Below are 17,420 nucleotides of genomic sequence, written 5' to 3' on the forward strand. Positions count from 1 at the left end.
CATGAATGCCGGCTGTGCAGTTGGGGTGGGTCGATCCCCGTCGCTTGTCAGCTCTTCCATCTTCATACCAATCTGTCCTCAATCAACTTACACATAAACACATTTTTCGACCGCTAACACCACAGCGACACGCAATAGGCATATCACTGCGTATAATGTCATATTCCAAACAGACTACTAGCACAAACCTGCGTAACAACGGCCACTTAGCTGAAGCTGTGACATCGGTTTAAGCGGCGAGATCTGCCTGAAGTTCGCGTTTGACCTGCAACATCAGACTAACTGCCTCGGTAGCTGCACTGTCACGCTTTTCAAGCTGCATCAACTGTACCAGATCGGCGGCATCATATGCGGTATCGCGTGCACGTTGAAGCGGCGCATCCTGCGGGTCACCATGATCATTAAGATAATCACAAAGCCATTGGATATGTGCGACGCATTCTTCCATGATCTCGGCAGGTGCATCACTGTCCATGTCTTCTAGGCTTGCGGTCAACGCCTGAGCGCGTTCCTCAATATAGGCCAAAACATGCTGATAGGCGGCGCGCGTGTCCGGGTGCAGGGCAGCAGCTGCCGGTTTAGGCGACAGTTCCGCCGCGCGACGTGCTGCGATTGTGCGCAACTGGGCGATCCCTTTGGGAACCTCGGCATCATCAGGTGTCGCAGCGGGCGTGATTTCCGCCACAGGTTCTTCGACAATGGGGGTTTCGACGATTGGTTCAACGACTTCAGGCGCTGCGTCACTTTCTGTGTCATCAAGTGTCGCAAGCACGTCTGCATTCTGCAGCAATAGCACATCAGCCATATCGACAGCTGCGCGTTTCCCCAACGCAACTTGTTTTAGCACCGTGGAAATTAACGCGAGACCACCGCTTGCGCGCATCATTTCTTTGTCAACGCTGCCGTCAGCCTCGCGCGCATCAAGTGCGCCGGGCAAGTCAATCGGCAGGATTTTTTCAAATTCACCAATGGCGGCTGTTCGGGCTGAACCAATCACACCATCCAGCGTGCCTTGTTCTTGCAGATCATCCATGTGCGTGATCATCAACAAAGCGTAATCTTTGATCATGTCGGGCATTTGACCCCAGATACGGCGCTCTGTCTGGTCAAATTCTTTAGTGCACCAAAGCACGACGTCCGCACGTTTCGCAGCCCATTGACTGGCGCGGTGCATCGCGTTGGGATCATTGGGTGCCACGGTTTCAAGCAGCGAAATCTTGGCGAGCGCAGGCAGCGGCAATTCCATCTCGACGAAAACCGGCGATAAGGCTGCAATATCATGCGCGCTTGCATCGACGAGGGTCTGTTTGGTGCCGTCCGGCAGAGTGCAAACCGCTTTATTCTGCGACCCATAGCGCAACTGAAGGGTCGGAAGCCGTACACCTTCCGGCAACACATCGGCCCCGGCAAGCAGGTTCAGCAATGACGATTTGCCCGAAGACGGCATGCCCATCAAGGCTAGGCGCACCGGCTGTTGCAGGCGCGCCAAAAGCTTTTCAGCTTCGTTTTGTTCGGCGGCAGGTAACAGTCCGCTTTGCGCAGCGCGCGAAAGCCGGTCCAGTACCCGCGCCTCAAGTGATTGATTCGACATTACTTACCTCCGGCGGCTAGTTTAGCCGGCGGATCAGCCGCTTCAACCTCCTGTGGTTTTTCTTGGCGAGGTTTCACTGTGACTTGCCTAACGGGCCGGACTTCTTTGATCTTCGAGTGGACCTCTGATGCCTTGACCTTTGCTGGAGGCGCGACCCTTGCTGCGACCTTTTCGGCTTCGTCCAATTCAACGACGCGTGTGACTGTCGCAAGGTTGGTGTCCATGTGACCAACTGGCTTGGCGCGGATTGCGCGGATCACCGGCTTATTGTGGTTCAACTTGATCACAGAAAACGTGCAGTTGTCCTGATCAGGGTCTGCCAATGCCTCGATCGCTTCAAGAAGGTAGCCTGCGATTTCAGCGGCTTTCTTGCGGCGATAGCGGTTCAAGATCTTCTGGATCTTAGCATCTTCAAGATACTGTAAACCGTCACTTGATACGACAACTATGTCCCCGACTTGCAACTCGAAAGGAGTCTTTGGGCAGTCGGATTTCGCGACACGGTCGCCGAGGATAACAGACGTCAGGCAATTGCGATCAGGGTGGTTTTTGCCAGCCTCGGGGTCAAGCAACCCGGACTTCACCATGAAATCAATCTGCGGCGCCATTGAATGATCTTCATTCAATTGCTTCATTTGCCCACCACGGAAGTGGTACAAAGGACTATCACCGATCGACATCCAGTACATCCGGTTTTCGATCAGCACGACAGAAACCAGCGTGGCACCCATCCCGCGTGTGTCGGGATGTGTTTTGACATGCTCGCGCACAACGCTATTCGCGCTCACTGCGGAAGTTGTCAGGTAGCGCGGGATGTCCGCCTCATAGTCGGTGAAATTCGCACTTTCGAACTTCAGCTCACTAAAGACCTCGGTTACGACAATTTTGCTGGCTACGTCACCGGCGGCATGGCCACCCATACCGTCCGCCAAAACAACCACGCCACTGTCCGACCCGAATGGGAAATCGGTGACGATTGCGTCTTCTTGGTAATCCCGTCCGCCCTGACAAATCGCCGAAGCGACATCAAAACGAGGTTCAGGCGATCGCCACATCTTCGTCCTCCTCGGTTGCGCCGTCAGCCCAATTGAACGATTTATCACACAAGGCAATGAACCGCAGAACCGTATCACTGATCCGGATGATGTCGCCGGTCTTAATAGCTTCATTGCTAATGACTGGTTTATCATTCAGGCGCACAATGTTCGATTTTCCGCCATGACCAAGCAAAAACTCTTTGCTATCAGGGTCATAGACAATCGCAGCATGGTTGGACCGCGAAATAGAATTGTCGCCAAAATCAAGCTGGACCGCTTGATCATCACCGCGACCAATCTGTGACATGCCTGTCAGCAGGCTAAAACATTCGCCGCGGCCGGGGCCTTCGGCGACGACAAGCCAGCCGACTGGAAACTTCACACTCTTGGTCGGCGCGACGGTTGGCGCATCGTTGAACAAATCAACAACCGCACCGTCAGATTTTTCAAACCCGATCAAACGGGTTTTTGTCCGCCGCGAGCGCGCAGGGGACCGCGCAGCTGCCGCAGTTGCAACGGCAGGAGCCGTCGGCAATTCGGTCGATAACGGCGGTAAATCCGCAGTCGTTGCAGGCAATTCCGATGAGGTCCCGTCATCTTCGAGGTCCCATATATTCATCGCGACAGGTGCCGGCTTTGCTGTCGGTACGTCCGTAATTTCGACGTGCTTCACTGGCTTTTTAGGTACAATTCTGTCTGCCACACCGGTCTCGAGCGCATTGGTTTCTTCAACCAATGAACCGATTGTATCACGGTATGATTGCTCAAGCTTTTCGACGGGGTCTGCCCGCTCGGCGCTTGATGGCTTGCGCTTCTTGCCGAGGAGATCACGAATAAACTTCATCTTGCTACCCTTCCACTAATTTCTTCGTCGAACGTGCGCAGCTAGGCTGTTGCACGATCGAGGATTTTACTCAGCCGCGCCCGGATAGGCGAGGGATGCAACCCAAAGGCTGCCGTTGCGTTGAACTGCGAACAAGAACTGTTCCGCACCATTTTCGCTTTCGCGATTGAAAATACTGAACAGCGAATCGCGCGCGTTCACCTCTTCGGACGTTGGGATATAGGACGTAATCACGTCACCAATCGCCAAACCACCTGTTTGGCTTTCTGCCAACGCGACGACTTGGGTCTGCCAGCCGGAACCTGCAAAGACCGTTTCAAACTTGGTGCCATCTGCAAGCCGCACTTCTTGCACAACTGGCAAGAACCACAGCTGGTCCTGTGCAAGGCCCGTCGCCGGGTTGCGGGTTTCGAATGTCACTGTGATCGTAGGGGTCAGCGCCTCGTCGGGTGTTTGATCGCGCAAAATTGCTGGGATATCGTTAATGGCTGTAATGCCAGTGCCGTTTACCCCGGTTATTTCCAATCCTGGCATCACCCACTCCGGTGAGACAGAAGCAACACCAGCGATGACATTTGAGGTGTCATTGGTCGGAGTGAACGGCAGGCGAACAGTCCAGCTCGCTGCAATTCCATCGCGCTGTGCAGTTTCAACGGGCGTTAGATTTTCAATGATTTCGTTACCTGGCGTGACAGCGATGATATCAACTGCGGGGCCATTTCCAACGCTTGAGACCAGCGTTGGCGCATCAGGAAACGTGACCGCCGCATTTGCGCGATCAAATGTGGGAAGCGATGTAATCTGCTCTGGGAACACTGCGCCAGCCAATGACGCATCAGCAATCATTTCGGGCGTTGTCACAGGCTCTGGCAGCGGAATAGGTGCTGGTATCGCAGCGAGCGCCACAGCTTCTGGACGGGTTGCTGGACGTACAACGGGCGTTGGCGCGTCAGCAATGATGGGTCCGGTAACAGCAACAGTTGCCTCGGATGGCGCTGCCGGCTCTGCGGTAATCGCTGGTGTTGCTTCGTTCGGGGTAGGGGCAATTGGAACGGTAATTGCTTCTTCAAGTGCAGCAACGACCGACGGCGCTTCGGTGGCCTCCGGCAATGCGATTGCGGCTGGGGCTTCTGCAGGTGCTTGGATAACTTCAGGCACAGCGGCAACAACGGGTTCTTGGACTGGTTCCGCGACAATGGCAGGTGTCTCTGCGACCGGAGCTTGCGCAACGGGTGTTTCGACCGCCGGTGTTTGCGCTACAGGAGCTGCTTGCGCAACCGGCGTTTCAACGGCGGGGGCTTGGGCAACTGGCGCATCTTCGCTGCCGCTCATTGTCATAACGCCGACACCAACCAAAAGGGCAACAGCAGCAGCCGAACCAAGCAAAATCGGCATCTTGGATTTTGCTGCATCGGCAGTGCCAGTCGCGGATGCCGCTTTGGGGGTGCTTGCCACATTCAGCGGCGTAACATTGCCCAAATCGCCGTCCATCATCTGACTCCAGGCCTTTGCGGACTGAACACGATCTTTTGGCAGCACAGCGAGGGCTTTATCCAACGCGCCAAGGAAGTTGTCGTCGTAATCGGGGTACTTGCCCGCGATTGCTGTATATGGATCTGGGTCGCCTGATGCGATTGCGGCCAAGCGGGCCTGCGAGTTTGGCGGAACGTCGCCGGTAATCAGGTGGTGGAAAGATGCCGCCAGCGCGTAAAGGTCACTGCTAGGGCTTTGATCGGACCCAGCAATATAGAATTCCTGTGGCGAATAGCCGTCTTTTACGACGCGGAGCGCAGAAAGAACACGGCTTTGCTTTGTCGCTTCTTCGCGTGCTGCGCCAAAGTCGATCAGAACAGGATGAAATTCTTTGTTAATCAGAATGTTGTCTGGCGAAATATCGCGGTGCAACATGCCTTGGTCGTGAATAAACCCAACCGCGCCAAGCACTTCTTTCAGGATTGTCTTAATCTGGGTCGATGTCAGGCCGTGATTTGGATCTTCGATGGTATCCAGCAGGTCGCGACCTTCGACGAAATCAAGCGCCATATAAGCCGTATCGTTATCCTCGAAAACCTGATGCACACCGACAATATTCGGGTGATCAAGCTTGGATAGGCTGCGCGCCTCTTGGACGAACAGACGGACAATAGACTTTAGTTCGTTCTGGTGTGCGCGTGAACGGGCCTGCACGATAAAACGACTGCGGCGGCAAAATGCGCCGGGGAAGCATTCTTTGATAACAACTTTGCGGTCTAGGCTGTCGCGGGCCAGATATGTGATCCCGAAGCCGCCTGCGTTCAGAAAGCTCTCAATAGTGTACTGACCGTGCATCAACTTTGTGCCCGGTTTCAGCTCGTCTACAAAGCCGTCCTTGTCAGAGGTGTTTTCTATCGGTTGCGCCATGGCCATCTCAAATATCCAGTTTTAAACCGTTGATTGCGGACAAATGCCCGCCAACAGTTAATTTTGTCTCATTCAAATTAGGCCAAAAAGTGACGCTAACTTGTTGTTTCATTGCTCTTAATCTCTGCTTTTCGCCATTATTACCATTAAACTAGGAAACAGTCTTGTGCGAAATCCTGCCGGAAACGGTTCGTTTACAGTGAAAAGCCACCTATTTGTGACGATCATGTGGTGCCGGGGCATAAACAGATCAACAAAGTGTCGTCTATCTGCTTTTGTTGGCATTTTCATCCGCCTTGTGCGTCTCCGCCCGATTCTTAAGCACGGAATTTGGCACTCTTGACGACGATTCTCCGTTCAATCCAGATAAAACCGCCATTCGCCGTCTCATTGCGATGGGCAGCAAGCCGCGTCATTGTTTCCTGTAGCGCGCTTGCGAGCGTCCGCGCAATTGTGCAGAACATTCGTAACAAGGTTAGGATATGGTGCGATGCGCGTCTTCATCAATGGGTTTGGTCGAATCGGCCGCACGATGCTGCGTGCCCATGCGCAAGGTGCTTGGCCAACGATCGAAATCGTTGGGATCAACGACATTGCTGATCTTGAACTTTGTGCGCATCTATTTGAATACGATAGTGTGTTTGGGCCCTATGCCGGGCAGGTCGATTGCGTAGATGGTGCGCTCGTCTTGGATGGTTTGGCGATCCCGATGTCCCAAACCTCTGATATCAGCAAGGTCGATTTGTCAGGCGTTGATGTCTTGCTGGAATGTACGGGCAAAGCGGACGCCCGCGATGTCGCCGAACGCGGTTTGCGGGCCGGGGCCGCGCGCGTGTTGATTTCTGGACCATCGGATGCGGCGGACTTGACCGTAGTTTTGGGGGCGAATGATGCGCTGCTTAAGGATCAACTGATCGTATCTAATGCCTCTTGTACGACAAACGCATTGGCCCCGCTTGTGAGACTGATCGACGACACTTGGGGGCTGCAAACCGGATGGATGACGACGATCCATTGCTACACTGGCAGTCAACCTAGCATCGATGCCCCGCGTGGCGACATGATGCGCAGCAGGGCGGCGGCCCTGTCGATGGTGCCGACAACGACGTCGGCGCAAAGCCTGTTGAACCAAGTGTTGCCCGATATTGCAGGCCGGATTGAGGCGGCTGCAGTGCGCGTGCCTGTGGCCTCTGTGTCTGCCGTGGATTTGTCGGTAACACTGGATCAAAAGGTTTCGCTGGATGATGTGCATGCAGTCATGCGCGCCCAAACAGGTGTTATCGGATGGACGGACAAGCCGCTGGTATCAACCGATCTGCGGGCACGTCCCGAAAGCTTGATCGTCTCGTTGCCTGAAACCCGCGTGACAGCGGGGGGACTGGTCCGGGTCTTTGGCTGGTACGATAACGAATGGGGCTTTTCTTGCCGGATGTTGGATGTCGCGTTGCGTATGGCGCGCGCTTAGACCTTTCCCTTGGCAGTCTTGCGCATTAGGTACGGTAGACCAAACCAAAGGCACCCCCATGTCCGCAATCGTATCTGTCAAAAACCTGCGCAAAGCGTACGCAGGTGGTTTTGAAGCCCTGAAATCCGTGACCCTTGATATCGAAGAAGGTGAAATTCTTGCTCTGCTCGGACCAAACGGCGCGGGCAAAACCACCCTGATCTCGACAATCTGCGGGATTACGGTGCCGACAAGCGGGACGATTACCGTAGGAGGGCACGACGCACAGACCGATTTTCGTGCCGCGCGCGCCTTGATCGGGCTGGTCCCGCAAGAGGTGAACCTTGAACCGTTCGAGACCGTGATGAACACCGTCACTTTTTCGCGTGGACTGTTTGGCAAGCCGCGCAACGATGCGCTGGTTCAGGATATCCTTGTTAAGCTGTCATTGGGCGACAAGAAAAATAGCAAGATTATGACGCTTTCTGGTGGCATGAAGCGCCGCGTACTGATCGCCAAAGCGTTAAGCCATGAACCATCGGTCCTGTTTCTTGATGAACCAACAGCGGGCGTCGACGTCGAACTCCGCAAAGACATGTGGAATGTCGTGGCTGATCTAAAGGCTTCGGGTGTGACGATCATCCTGACCACACACTATATAGAAGAGGCCGAAGCCATCGCCGACCGCGTCGGCGTCATTAACAAAGGCGAGATTTTGTTAGTGCAGGACAAAGCTGAATTAATGTCCCAGATGGGCCAAAAGCAGCTTAAGATCGAATTGGCCGAAGCGACCCAAACAATCCCAAAGGCGCTTGCTGGCTACGATCTGGTGCGTTCAGATAACGGGCTTAGCCTGACCTACAGTTACGATACCAAGGGCGAACGCACGGGCATCACAACTTTGCTGGGCGATCTGCAAAAAGCGGGCCTGCAAATGAAAGACATTCAAACCCAACAAAGCAGTCTGGAAGACATCTTTGTCGGGCTTGTGAAGGAAACAGCATGAACTTTAACGCAGTCTGGACCATCTACGTCTTCGAGATGCGCCGATTTTTTCGCACCATGACGCAAAGCCTCGTGTCGCCGGTTCTGTCTACGTCGCTTTATTTCGTGGTCTTTGGCGCAGCGATCGGCAGTCGCATAGACGAGGTAGAGGGCGTTAGCTATGGCGCGTTCATTGTACCGGGTCTGATCATGTTGTCCGTGATGACGCAGGCCACATCGAACGCCAGCTTCGGCATCTATTTTCCCAAGTTTATCGGCACGATCTATGAATTGCTGTCCGCACCAATCAGCTTTCTCGAAGTTGTCGCTGGCTATGTCGGGGCCGCCGCAACCAAGGCCTTGATCATCGGCATCGTTATCTTGGTTACGGCTTTCTTCTTTGTGGATATCCAGATTGCGCATCCCTTTGCGATGATCGTGTTTTTGGTGCTGACCTGCATTAGCTTTTCGCTGCTGGGCTTCATCATCGGAATTTGGGCTGGCAATTTCGAACAGTTGCAGCTGATCCCACTATTGATCATCACACCACTCGTGTTCTTGGGCGGATCATTCTACTCGATCACAATGCTGCCGCCGATCTGGCAGACGGTGACGCTGTTTAACCCTGTTGTGTATTTGATCAGCGGTTTTCGATGGTCATTCTTTGGCACAGCAGACGTAGGCATCGGAGTATCACTGTTGGCAATCACGTTTTTCACTGCGATTTGCATGGGCATCATCTGGTGGATTTTCCGCACTGGCTGGCGGATACGGCAATAACCCTTGCGCGCTTTAGATGAAGGCCTAAGTACAGTCACATGAAACGTTTTATTCCCTTTATGAAGTCCGACCCGTTTGTTGCCGTGATCAGGCTACAAGGGGCGATTGCAAATTCAGGTCGCGGCTTGGACAATCCCAGCCTCGCGCCTGTTATTGAAAAAGCCTTTTCCAAAGGCAAACCCGCTGCTGTAGCGCTCGAGATAAACTGCCCGGGCGGATCGCCGGTGCAGTCATCCTTGATCGCATCGCGGATCAGACGACTGGCTGACGAAAAGAAAATCCCCGTTTTCGCCTTTGTCGAAGATGTGGCGGCATCGGGCGGCTATTGGCTTGCTTGCGCTGCCGATGAAATCTTTGTCGACAGCTGTTCGATCACCGGGTCAATCGGTGTGATCAGTTCGGGTTTCGGGTTGCCAACTGCGATTGAGAAAATCGGCGTTGAACGGCGCGTGCACACGGCTGGTAAATCCAAGTCGGTGATGGACCCTTTCAAGGCGGAAAAGCCTGCTGATGTGAAAAAACTCAAAGGCTGGTTGGACGACCTGCACGTGACATTCATCGACTACGTGAAATCACGGCGAGGTGCGAAATTGTCCGACAATCCCGACTTATTCACTGGCGAGGTCTACATCGGCCAAAAGGGTGTTGACGAAGGTTTGGTCGACGGCATCGGCCACCTTGCACCCGTTATGAAAGACCGCTTCGGCGATAAAGTACAGTTCCGTCGCTACGGGCAGAAAAAGCCGCTTTTGGCGCGTTTTGGCGCACAGATTGTCGATGACGCCGTTGCGGGTATCGAAGAACGGGCAGCATTCGCGCGGTTCGGCCTGTGATCCTTAAAGCGATCTCTTTGTTTCTGGCCTTCATGTTGGTGTTGGCGATCTTCGGCAAGTGGCGCTTTCCGGGGCAGCAACGGCTGGCGGATGCCAAATGCCCGAAATGCCTGCGCTACCGGATCGGCAAAGGTCCATGCCAATGCCAAAAAAAGCGTAAATGAAGGCGCTTGTCACAGGTGCAGGCGCGCGGCTGGGTCAGGCGATGGCGCTATATTTGGGGCAGCGCGGCTACGATGTAGCGGTGCACTACTCTGCATCAGAAACTGGCGCGCAAGACACCGTGGCCCAGCTTGCAACGCTGGGACGGCATAGCGTGGCATTACAATCCGATCTGCTGGACGAGCAGGCGACGCAGTCACTTGTAGACCGTGCCGTTGATGCGCTGGGCGGTCCTTTGACGTGCCTTATTAACAATGCGTCGATCTTTGAATATGACAATATTGGAACCAGCACCCGTGAAAGCTGGGACAGGCATTTCGAATCTAATTTGCGCGCCCCTTTCGTGCTGACGCAGCATTTTGCAGACCAAGTGCCTGCGCCCAAGCCAGACGCGATGGGTGAACCTGTGGCGCAAGGTATGGTGGTCAATATGCTGGATCAGCGCGTTCATAAACTGACGCCTGAATTCATGAGCTACACAATTGCCAAGATGGGCCTTTGGGCGATGACCCGTACGACCGCACAGGCGCTGGCGCCGCGCGTGCGGGTAAATGGCATTGGTCCCGGACCGACGTTGCAAGGGCACCGTCAAAGCAAAGACCACTTCGACAGGCAACGCGCGGCAACCGTTCTAAAGCGTGGTGCGAACCCGTCTGACATCACTGCCGCGCTTGGGTATTTTCTGGACGCGCCTGCTGTGACGGGGCAAATGCTAGCGGTTGACGGCGGCCAGCACCTCGCTTGGGAGACACCGGATGTACTGGGGCTGGAATAGCGGGCGCGTAAAGTTGTGCACCGCACGCAATTACTCTTCACGAAACTGTCACAATTTGCATAGTTATCAATGTGTTAACGTGGTATTTTGAAAAAAGCACAATAAAAGCAGATAGTTATAGGTCTGCCTAAAAATTGGGCATGTTAACGAAGTCTGCCAAAAACAACGAAAAATTACGACTCTCTTGGATTAACCCACTGACTTATCCACAGAAACCGTGGATGCCTTTTCTCTTGTCCTTGGTGCGTTACCATTGCAGCCAACAAAGAATCATAGATCTGCCTAAATGACCGAAAAGACACCCAAAACCGGATACGAGATTATCCACGATTATCTGCGCACGCTGGACTCTAGCCCCGGCGTGTACCGGATGTTGGATGCGGACAGCCGGGTGCTCTATGTGGGCAAAGCACGGAACCTAAAAGCGCGCGTTAGTAACTATTCGCGCCCCGGCAGTCATTCCCCCCGTATTGCCCGCATGATCAGCGAAACCGCGACAATGATGTTCCTGACGACGCGCACAGAGACCGAGGCGTTGCTGCTTGAGCAGAACCTGATCAAGCAGCTGAAACCGCGCTACAACGTCCTGCTACGCGACGACAAATCATTCCCGAATATTCTGGTCGCCAAAGACCACGCCTTTCCCGTCCTCAAAAAGCATCGCGGCGCGAAAAAGCAAAAGGGCAACTATTACGGTCCCTTTGCCAGTGCCGGTGCGGTCAACCGCACGCTGAACCAACTGCAGCGGGTGTTCTTGCTGCGCAACTGCTCTGACAGTGATTTCGAGACGCGCACGCGCCCTTGTTTACAATACCAGATCAAGCGGTGCTCTGGTCCGTGCTGCGGTCTGATATCTGAGGCGGATTATGCCCGCACGGTTGGTGACGCCGAAAAGTTCCTGCAAGGCCGTACGAAAGGTATTCAAGAAGCGCTGGCCAAGCAAATGCAAGACGCCAGCGAAGCGATGGAATTTGAACGTGCCGCCGCCATGCGCGACCGCATCAAGGCGTTGACCCAAGTTCAAACTGCCCAAGGTATCAACCCGCAAAACACCCCAGAGGCGGACGTGATCGCGCTGCACCGCGACGGCGGGCAGGCTTGCGTGCAGGTGTTCTTTATCCGTGCCAACCAGAATTGGGGCAATCACGACTATTATCCGCGTATCAGCGGGGACGAGGACGCGTCCGAGGTCATGGAAGCATTTGTTGGCCAATTCTATTCCGATCGCGAACCGCCCAAAATGCTGATACTGTCACACGGGTTGGACAACGACGATCTGATGGCGGACGCTATGGCCGAAAAGGCCGGTCGCAAAGTCGAGATTATCATCCCCCAGCGCGGCGAAAAGGCAGAGCTGGTGCAAAACGCTTTGCGCAACGCCCGCGAAAGCCTTGCCCGCAAGATGTCAGAAACCGCAACCCAAGCGCGCTTGCTGAAAGGCGTCGCAGAAGTGTTCGGGATGGAAAAAACCCCGCAACGTATCGAGGTTTACGACAACTCGCACATCCAAGGCGCGCATGCTGTTGGCGCAATGATCGTGGCAGGCCCTGACGGGTTCGACAAAAACCAATACCGCAAATTCAACATCAAGGGCGTCGACCTGACCCCCGGCGACGATTTCGGTATGATGAAAGAGGTCCTGTCCCGCCGCTTCCAGCGCCTGCTCAAAGAAGATGGGGACCGCACGCAGGGCACATGGCCCGATTTGCTGCTTATTGATGGTGGGCAAGGCCAAGTCAGCGCCGTACGCGAGATTATGAACGCGTTAGGTGTGGGTGATATCCCGATGGTTGGCGTGGCCAAGGGCCTTGACCGTGACGCTGGCAAAGAGGAATTCCACCGCACCGGCAAACCTGTGATGGCGCTGCGCCACAACGATCCGGTGCTCTATTTCATCCAGCGGATGCGCGACGAAGTTCACCGCTTTGCCATCGGCACGCACCGCGCAAAACGGTCCAAAGCGATCGGGGCGACCCCGCTTGATGATGTGCCGGGGGTCGGGGCCACCCGCAAGCGTGCGTTGTTGGCGCATTTTGGATCGGCCAAGGCCGTGGCGCGGGCGAATTTGGCGGATCTCAAGGCCGTGGATGGGGTGTCCGCAAAGCTGGCGCAGACCGTCTATGACTATTTTCACGAGAATGGTTGACGAGACGCCCCCTGCTTCGCCAACCTGCTAATCAAAGAGGCAAGGGGTGCGACCATGGCGAATTTCAAACAGCGGCTCAATCAGACCAACGACAAGATGACGGCGCATATCTGCACAATCCCGTCGGCCACGGTGACCCAAGCGATGGCCGCTGCGGGTGCTGACGCTGTGATTATTGATATGGAACATGGTGCGGTTGATTACGCCAGTGCGCACGCAATGATCGCCGCCACCCAAGGTACAAATTGCGCCCCGCTTGTCAGGGTCGCCGAAAATGATCCAGTGCAGGTTAAACGCGTGCTTGATCTTGGCGCGCAGGGGGTTTGTTTTCCGATGATCCGCAACGCCGACGACGCCCGCAAAGCGGTGGCATCTTTGCATTATCCGCCCAAGGGCAATCGCGGCTTTGGACCCTTTATCGCGCATTCTGCAGCAGGTGTTTCGTTACTTGATTACAAGGACGCCGTGGACGGCACGCTGACATGTATCCTCCTCGTTGAAACGGCTGATGCGATTGAGAATATAGATGAAATAGCAGCTGTGCCCGGCATTGACCTGTTGGTCCCTGCACAGTTTGATTTGTCGACTGACTTGGGCATTTCAGGTCAATTCGACCACCCTGATTTTCAGGCGGCGCTTGCGAAAGTCGAAAAAGCAGCCGCGAAGGCTGGCATTCCGCTTGGAAACGTCGCACTGGCCCCCGAACAGGCGGCCGGATTATTCGCCCGGGGGTATCGCGTAATAGCTGGATTTGATCTGCTATGGCTCAAGGCAAAGACCGCCGAAACCCAAAGCTGGCTAGGCACTGAGTAACCCCGCAGAAATCATCCCGCTTTCCACTGACGCCACAAGCCGCTAAACCTGCGCTATGAACATGAACTTGCCAAATATCCTGACGATCCTGCGCCTTGCCGCTGCCCCTGGCATCGTCATTATGTTTTTGTATTTCCATCGGCCGTTGGCGGATTGGTTTGCGCTAACGCTTTTCATTCTTGCCGCAATAACTGATTTCCTCGACGGATATCTGGCGCGCGCATGGAAGCAGGAAAGCAAGCTGGGGACGATGCTTGATCCGATTGCAGACAAGGCGATGGTGATTATTGCTTTGGTCGTAATCACAGGCTTTTCCGGCATGAATCCGTGGATTCTTTTGCCTGCAACACTGATTATCTTCCGCGAAGTTTTCGTGTCAGGTCTGCGCGAGTTTCTAGGAGACACCGCAGGCACGCTTAAGGTCACGAACCTTGCCAAGTGGAAAACGACGGCACAGATGGTCGCGATCTCAATGCTGTTCGCAACAGGCGCGTTCGAGCATTATTTTGGTATGCAATCGCTCGCCATGACTTCCGAGATGGTTGAGGACGCGATTTCCGGCAATGGTCCGGATGAATTAGGCCTTTATTGGAAATACAGAGGGATGGTGATTAGCTGGTGGGGCGGCATTATTATGCTTTGGATTGCGGCTCTTTTGACGATCATTACAGGCTGGGACTATTTTCGAAAATCCCAACCATATCTTAAGGAAGATGAGGTATGAACGTTGTCTACTTCGCATGGGTCCGCGAACGGATCGGGTTGCCGCAAGAAACGGTGACCTCTGACGCTGCGACCGTCAACGATTTGATTGTAGAACTAATTGCCCGCGAAGAACGCTATGCTGCGGCCTTTGCGGATATCAGCGCCTTGCGCGTCGCCTTGGATCAGGAACTGTCTGATTTTGACGCCTCTCTCGCGGGTGTGCGCGAAGTCGCGTTTTTCCCACCAATGACGGGCGGATAATGATCGTCCGCGTACAATCAGACGTTTTTGATGCGGGCGCAGAGCTGAATAGTTTCGCCCAAGGACGCCACGATATCGGGGCGGTGGTCAGCTTTACCGGTGTCGTGCGCGACACCAAAGGTGATCTGCAAGAGATGCTGATCGAACATTACCCCGGCATGACACAAGGTGCGATTTCCAAGATTGTGCAAGAAGCTGTGCAGCGTTGGGATTTAGCCGATGTTCTGGTGATCCACCGCTACGGACCACTAAAACCTGGTGCCCCGATCATGATGGTCGCAACTGCGTCGGCACACCGTGCGGCTGCGTTTGAGGCGGCAGATTTTTTAATGGACTATCTCAAATCTCGCGCGCCGTTCTGGAAAAAAGAAATAACGAACGACGGCGCGGCGTGGGTCTCAGCGAAAGACGCAGACGAGGACGCGCTAAACCGCTGGTAGTCGCGCCATCGCGGCACAAGGTCCGTGGCGCGGGCATGTGGTCAGGTGGTTGTTTATCAACCCTGTTGCTTCCATAAATGCATACACAATTGTGGGGCCGCAAAACTTGAAACCTGCTTTCTTGAGGTCCTTTGATATCTGAACCGTCAATGGCGACTGGGTTGGAATCAATGCACGATCTGCGTGGACGGTCCGCAGCGGCACGCCGTCTACATATTTCCAAAGAAACTTGTCAAAGCCTTCATTTGCCTCAATTCTCTGCCATGCTTGGGCGTTGCCGATTGTCGCTTCGATTTTGCCGCGATGGCGAATGATACCGGCGTTACCCAAAAGGCGTGTAACATCGTCCTCGCCCCATTTGGCAATCACATTTGGATCAAAATCCATGAACGCCGCCCGAAAGTTGTCGCGCTTCTTCAAAATGGTAATCCATGACAAGCCTGCCTGGAACCCATCAAGAATTAGCTTTTCCCACAGTGTGCGGCTGTCATATTCGGGCACGCCCCATTCGGTATCGTGATAGTCGATATAGATCTGCTCGGGTCCGGCCCAGCCACAACGATCAGTCATTCTGCGTCCTTAATGAGTTGTTAGGCGGCATGAGCCTATGTTGCTGGAAATAGTATGGGGCCGGATAATGCAAAATACCACTCTCAGACGCGCCGACATGGAAGATCAGGCACTAGTGGACCCTTTGCTTTATGCGATGGCAAGCCGCGATGCTGACGTGACAACAATGGTGCGCGATGCATTGGCGGCAGGTCGCGCGCAGTTGGCGTTTCATCCGGTGGTGACGGCAGACTTGGAACGACGGGTGGCTTTTCACGAAGGTCTGGTGCGGCTTAAGGACGAAACGGGCCGTATTATTCCTGCTGCGCACTTCATGCCATTGGTCGAAGAAACGGGTTTGGGGCGTCAGATTGATTGCGTCATGTTGCAACTGGCGTTGAAGCAGTTGCGCGAAACGCCTGAATTGCGGCTATCGGTGAATGTCTCGGCGCGGTCCATTGGTGATGGCGAATGGCGACGTATTCTGGATCATGGCCTGTTGGATAGAATAGCAATTGGTGATCGGCTGATTTTTGAAATCAGCGAAAGCTCTGCCATGCTACTTCATGAAAACGTCATCCGCTTCATGACCGAAATGCAGCCCCGTGGTGTTGGGTTTGCGTTGGATGGGTTCGGCGCAGGGTTCACCGCTTTTCGCTATCTCAAGGACTTCTATTTTGATCTGGTGAAGATCGACAAAAGTTTTGTGCGCGGCATTAATCATGATTCTGACAATCAGGTCTTGGCAGAGGCGTTGATCACAGTCGCCCACCAGTTCGAGATGTTCGCAGTGGCCGACGGGGTGGAAACAGAAGCAGAGGCTGCATTTTTGTCATCCATCGGGGCCGATTGCTTGCAAGGCTATCACTTTGGCGTACCAAGCCTTGATCTTTGATGCATTGCGCTGGGCGCATAGGGGGTTTGAGTTGCCCTAAGTCAACTCTGGCCCTATGAAACAGGTATCGGCAGTTTCGGCTGACTTGCACCTTTTTCGTGCAAATGGCACCGTCCTGCCAGGGAAAAACCTGAAGAGGACTAATATATGACCAACGTCGTTATCGCATCAGCAGCCCGCACAGCAGTCGGCAGCTTTGGCGGATCATTTGCCAACACACCCGCACACGATCTGGGTGCTGCCATTTTAGAAGCCGTTGTCGCACGCGCCGGTATCGACAAATCGGAAGTCAGCGAAACAATTCTAGGACAAGTTCTGACTGCTGCACAGGGTCAAAACCCCGCGCGTCAGGCACACATCAACGCTGGTCTTCCGATTGAGTCGGCAGCGTGGGGCATCAATCAGGTTTGTGGTTCCGGTCTACGCGCCGTCGCTCTTGGCGCGCAACATATCCAGCTTGGCGATGCATCCATCGTTGCAGCGGGCGGTCAAGAAAATATGTCACTTTCCACACATGCCGCCAACCTTCGCCAAGGGCAAAAAATGGGTGATATGACGTACATCGACACAATGATCCGCGACGGTCTTTGGGATGCCTTCAACAACTATCATATGGGTCAAACCGCTGAAAACGTCGCTGAAAAGTGGCAGATTAGCCGTGAAATGCAGGACGCTTTTGCCGTCGCGTCCCAGAACAAAGCGGAAGCAGCCCAAAAAGCAGGCCGCTTTGATGATGAAATCGCAGCTTTCACCGTGAAAAC

16 protein-coding genes and 1 pseudogene are annotated in these 17,420 nt (G+C 54.3%); 12 read left to right on the forward strand and 5 right to left on the reverse strand.

Annotated features, from left to right (window positions below; genetic code table 11):
- Positions 1-229: 229 nt before the first annotated feature.
- From QZ197_RS08755 to QZ197_RS08770, 4 genes are all read right to left on the reverse strand, one after another.
- Complete coding sequence (locus QZ197_RS08755) at positions 230-1,591, reverse strand: hypothetical protein (protein ID WP_296431509.1); 1,362 nt, start codon at positions 1,589-1,591, stop codon at positions 230-232.
- Positions 1,591-2,646, reverse strand: coding sequence for a protein phosphatase 2C domain-containing protein (locus tag QZ197_RS08760; protein ID WP_296431510.1), 1,056 nt, complete (start codon positions 2,644-2,646; stop codon positions 1,591-1,593). Before QZ197_RS08760 ends, QZ197_RS08755 begins: the two co-directional genes overlap by 1 nt.
- Entirely contained in the window at positions 2,630-3,472 is an 843-nt protein-coding gene (locus tag QZ197_RS08765) for an FHA domain-containing protein (RefSeq protein WP_296431512.1), read from the reverse strand. The genes QZ197_RS08760 and QZ197_RS08765 overlap by 17 nt, the downstream gene beginning before the upstream one ends.
- 66 nt (positions 3,473-3,538) lie before the next feature.
- The gene (locus QZ197_RS08770; RefSeq protein ID WP_296431514.1) at positions 3,539-5,872 is read right to left on the reverse strand and encodes a serine/threonine protein kinase; all 2,334 of its coding nucleotides are present in this window, start codon (positions 5,870-5,872) and stop codon (positions 3,539-3,541) included.
- 490 nt (positions 5,873-6,362) lie between these two features.
- Between QZ197_RS08770 and QZ197_RS08775 the strand changes: the two genes are divergently transcribed.
- From QZ197_RS08775 to QZ197_RS08820, 10 genes are all read left to right on the forward strand, one after another.
- A complete protein-coding gene (locus QZ197_RS08775; protein WP_296431515.1) occupies positions 6,363-7,337 on the forward strand; it encodes a glyceraldehyde 3-phosphate dehydrogenase NAD-binding domain-containing protein in 975 nt (324 codons plus the stop codon).
- A 58-nt stretch (positions 7,338-7,395) separates the two neighbouring features.
- The gene (locus QZ197_RS08780) at positions 7,396-8,322 is read left to right on the forward strand and encodes an ABC transporter ATP-binding protein (protein ID WP_296431516.1); all 927 of its coding nucleotides are present in this window, start codon (positions 7,396-7,398) and stop codon (positions 8,320-8,322) included.
- Positions 8,319-9,080, forward strand: coding sequence for an ABC transporter permease (locus QZ197_RS08785; RefSeq protein WP_296431519.1), 762 nt, complete (start codon positions 8,319-8,321; stop codon positions 9,078-9,080). The genes QZ197_RS08780 and QZ197_RS08785 overlap by 4 nt, the downstream gene beginning before the upstream one ends.
- A 38-nt stretch (positions 9,081-9,118) precedes the next feature.
- Positions 9,119-9,913, forward strand: a complete 795-nt coding sequence (locus tag QZ197_RS08790; protein ID WP_296431520.1) for a S49 family peptidase — start codon at positions 9,119-9,121, stop codon at positions 9,911-9,913.
- A gap of 160 nt (positions 9,914-10,073) precedes the next feature.
- Positions 10,074-10,850, forward strand: coding sequence for an SDR family oxidoreductase (locus QZ197_RS08795; RefSeq protein WP_296431521.1), 777 nt, complete (start codon positions 10,074-10,076; stop codon positions 10,848-10,850).
- Positions 10,851-11,136: 286 nt separating this feature from the next.
- A complete protein-coding gene (gene uvrC / locus QZ197_RS08800) occupies positions 11,137-12,996 on the forward strand; it encodes an excinuclease ABC subunit UvrC (RefSeq protein ID WP_296431522.1) in 1,860 nt (619 codons plus the stop codon).
- 54 nt (positions 12,997-13,050) lie between these two features.
- Positions 13,051-13,809 (forward strand): aldolase/citrate lyase family protein, encoded by a 759-nt coding sequence (locus tag QZ197_RS08805; protein ID WP_296431523.1) that lies wholly within the window; start codon positions 13,051-13,053, stop codon positions 13,807-13,809.
- 55 nt (positions 13,810-13,864) lie between these two features.
- Entirely contained in the window at positions 13,865-14,533 is a 669-nt protein-coding gene (gene pgsA, locus QZ197_RS08810) for a CDP-diacylglycerol--glycerol-3-phosphate 3-phosphatidyltransferase (protein ID WP_296431524.1), read from the forward strand.
- Positions 14,530-14,775: a molybdopterin converting factor subunit 1 gene (moaD, locus tag QZ197_RS08815; protein WP_296431525.1), complete on the forward strand. Its 246-nt coding sequence runs from the start codon at positions 14,530-14,532 to the stop codon at positions 14,773-14,775. The genes pgsA and moaD overlap by 4 nt, the downstream gene beginning before the upstream one ends.
- The gene (locus tag QZ197_RS08820; protein WP_296431526.1) at positions 14,775-15,215 is read left to right on the forward strand and encodes a molybdenum cofactor biosynthesis protein MoaE; all 441 of its coding nucleotides are present in this window, start codon (positions 14,775-14,777) and stop codon (positions 15,213-15,215) included. Before moaD ends, QZ197_RS08820 begins: the two co-directional genes overlap by 1 nt.
- Here QZ197_RS08820 and QZ197_RS08825 read toward each other — a convergent pair.
- Positions 15,201-15,785, reverse strand: a complete 585-nt coding sequence (locus tag QZ197_RS08825; RefSeq protein ID WP_296431527.1) for a DNA-3-methyladenine glycosylase I — start codon at positions 15,783-15,785, stop codon at positions 15,201-15,203. The genes QZ197_RS08820 and QZ197_RS08825 overlap by 15 nt on opposite strands.
- A 67-nt stretch (positions 15,786-15,852) precedes the next feature.
- On the opposite strand from QZ197_RS08825, the gene QZ197_RS08830 reads away from it, so the two are divergent.
- Together QZ197_RS08830 and QZ197_RS08835 are read left to right on the forward strand one after the other, a co-directional pair.
- Complete coding sequence (locus QZ197_RS08830; protein WP_296431529.1) at positions 15,853-16,659, forward strand: EAL domain-containing protein; 807 nt, start codon at positions 15,853-15,855, stop codon at positions 16,657-16,659.
- 147 nt (positions 16,660-16,806) lie between these two features.
- Positions 16,807-17,420, forward strand: a pseudogene (locus QZ197_RS08835) (acetyl-CoA C-acetyltransferase); the annotation flags it as partial.

The organism is Yoonia sp., assembly GCF_017854415.1.
Taxonomy (GTDB): Bacteria; Pseudomonadota; Alphaproteobacteria; order Rhodobacterales; family Rhodobacteraceae; genus Yoonia.

Bases quoted from the DNA above. Each gene is read 5' to 3' on its own strand.
- QZ197_RS08755 (WP_296431509.1), bottom strand. From the start codon at position 1,591: ATGTCGAATCAATCACTTGAGGCGCGGGTACTGGACCGGCTTTCGCGC.
- QZ197_RS08760 (WP_296431510.1), bottom strand. From the start codon at position 2,646: ATGTGGCGATCGCCTGAACCTCGTTTTGATGTCGCTTCGGCGATTTGT.
- QZ197_RS08765 (WP_296431512.1), bottom strand. From the start codon at position 3,472: ATGAAGTTTATTCGTGATCTCCTCGGCAAGAAGCGCAAGCCATCAAGC.
- QZ197_RS08770 (WP_296431514.1), bottom strand. From the start codon at position 5,872: ATGGCGCAACCGATAGAAAACACCTCTGACAAGGACGGCTTTGTAGAC.
- QZ197_RS08775 (WP_296431515.1), top strand. From the start codon at position 6,363: ATGCGCGTCTTCATCAATGGGTTTGGTCGAATCGGCCGCACGATGCTG.
- QZ197_RS08780 (WP_296431516.1), top strand. From the start codon at position 7,396: ATGTCCGCAATCGTATCTGTCAAAAACCTGCGCAAAGCGTACGCAGGT.
- QZ197_RS08785 (WP_296431519.1), top strand. From the start codon at position 8,319: ATGAACTTTAACGCAGTCTGGACCATCTACGTCTTCGAGATGCGCCGA.
- QZ197_RS08790 (WP_296431520.1), top strand. From the start codon at position 9,119: ATGAAACGTTTTATTCCCTTTATGAAGTCCGACCCGTTTGTTGCCGTG.
- QZ197_RS08795 (WP_296431521.1), top strand. From the start codon at position 10,074: ATGAAGGCGCTTGTCACAGGTGCAGGCGCGCGGCTGGGTCAGGCGATG.
- uvrC (WP_296431522.1), top strand. From the start codon at position 11,137: ATGACCGAAAAGACACCCAAAACCGGATACGAGATTATCCACGATTAT.
- QZ197_RS08805 (WP_296431523.1), top strand. From the start codon at position 13,051: ATGGCGAATTTCAAACAGCGGCTCAATCAGACCAACGACAAGATGACG.
- pgsA (WP_296431524.1), top strand. From the start codon at position 13,865: ATGAACATGAACTTGCCAAATATCCTGACGATCCTGCGCCTTGCCGCT.
- moaD (WP_296431525.1), top strand. From the start codon at position 14,530: ATGAACGTTGTCTACTTCGCATGGGTCCGCGAACGGATCGGGTTGCCG.
- QZ197_RS08820 (WP_296431526.1), top strand. From the start codon at position 14,775: ATGATCGTCCGCGTACAATCAGACGTTTTTGATGCGGGCGCAGAGCTG.
- QZ197_RS08825 (WP_296431527.1), bottom strand. From the start codon at position 15,785: ATGACTGATCGTTGTGGCTGGGCCGGACCCGAGCAGATCTATATCGAC.
- QZ197_RS08830 (WP_296431529.1), top strand. From the start codon at position 15,853: ATGCAAAATACCACTCTCAGACGCGCCGACATGGAAGATCAGGCACTA.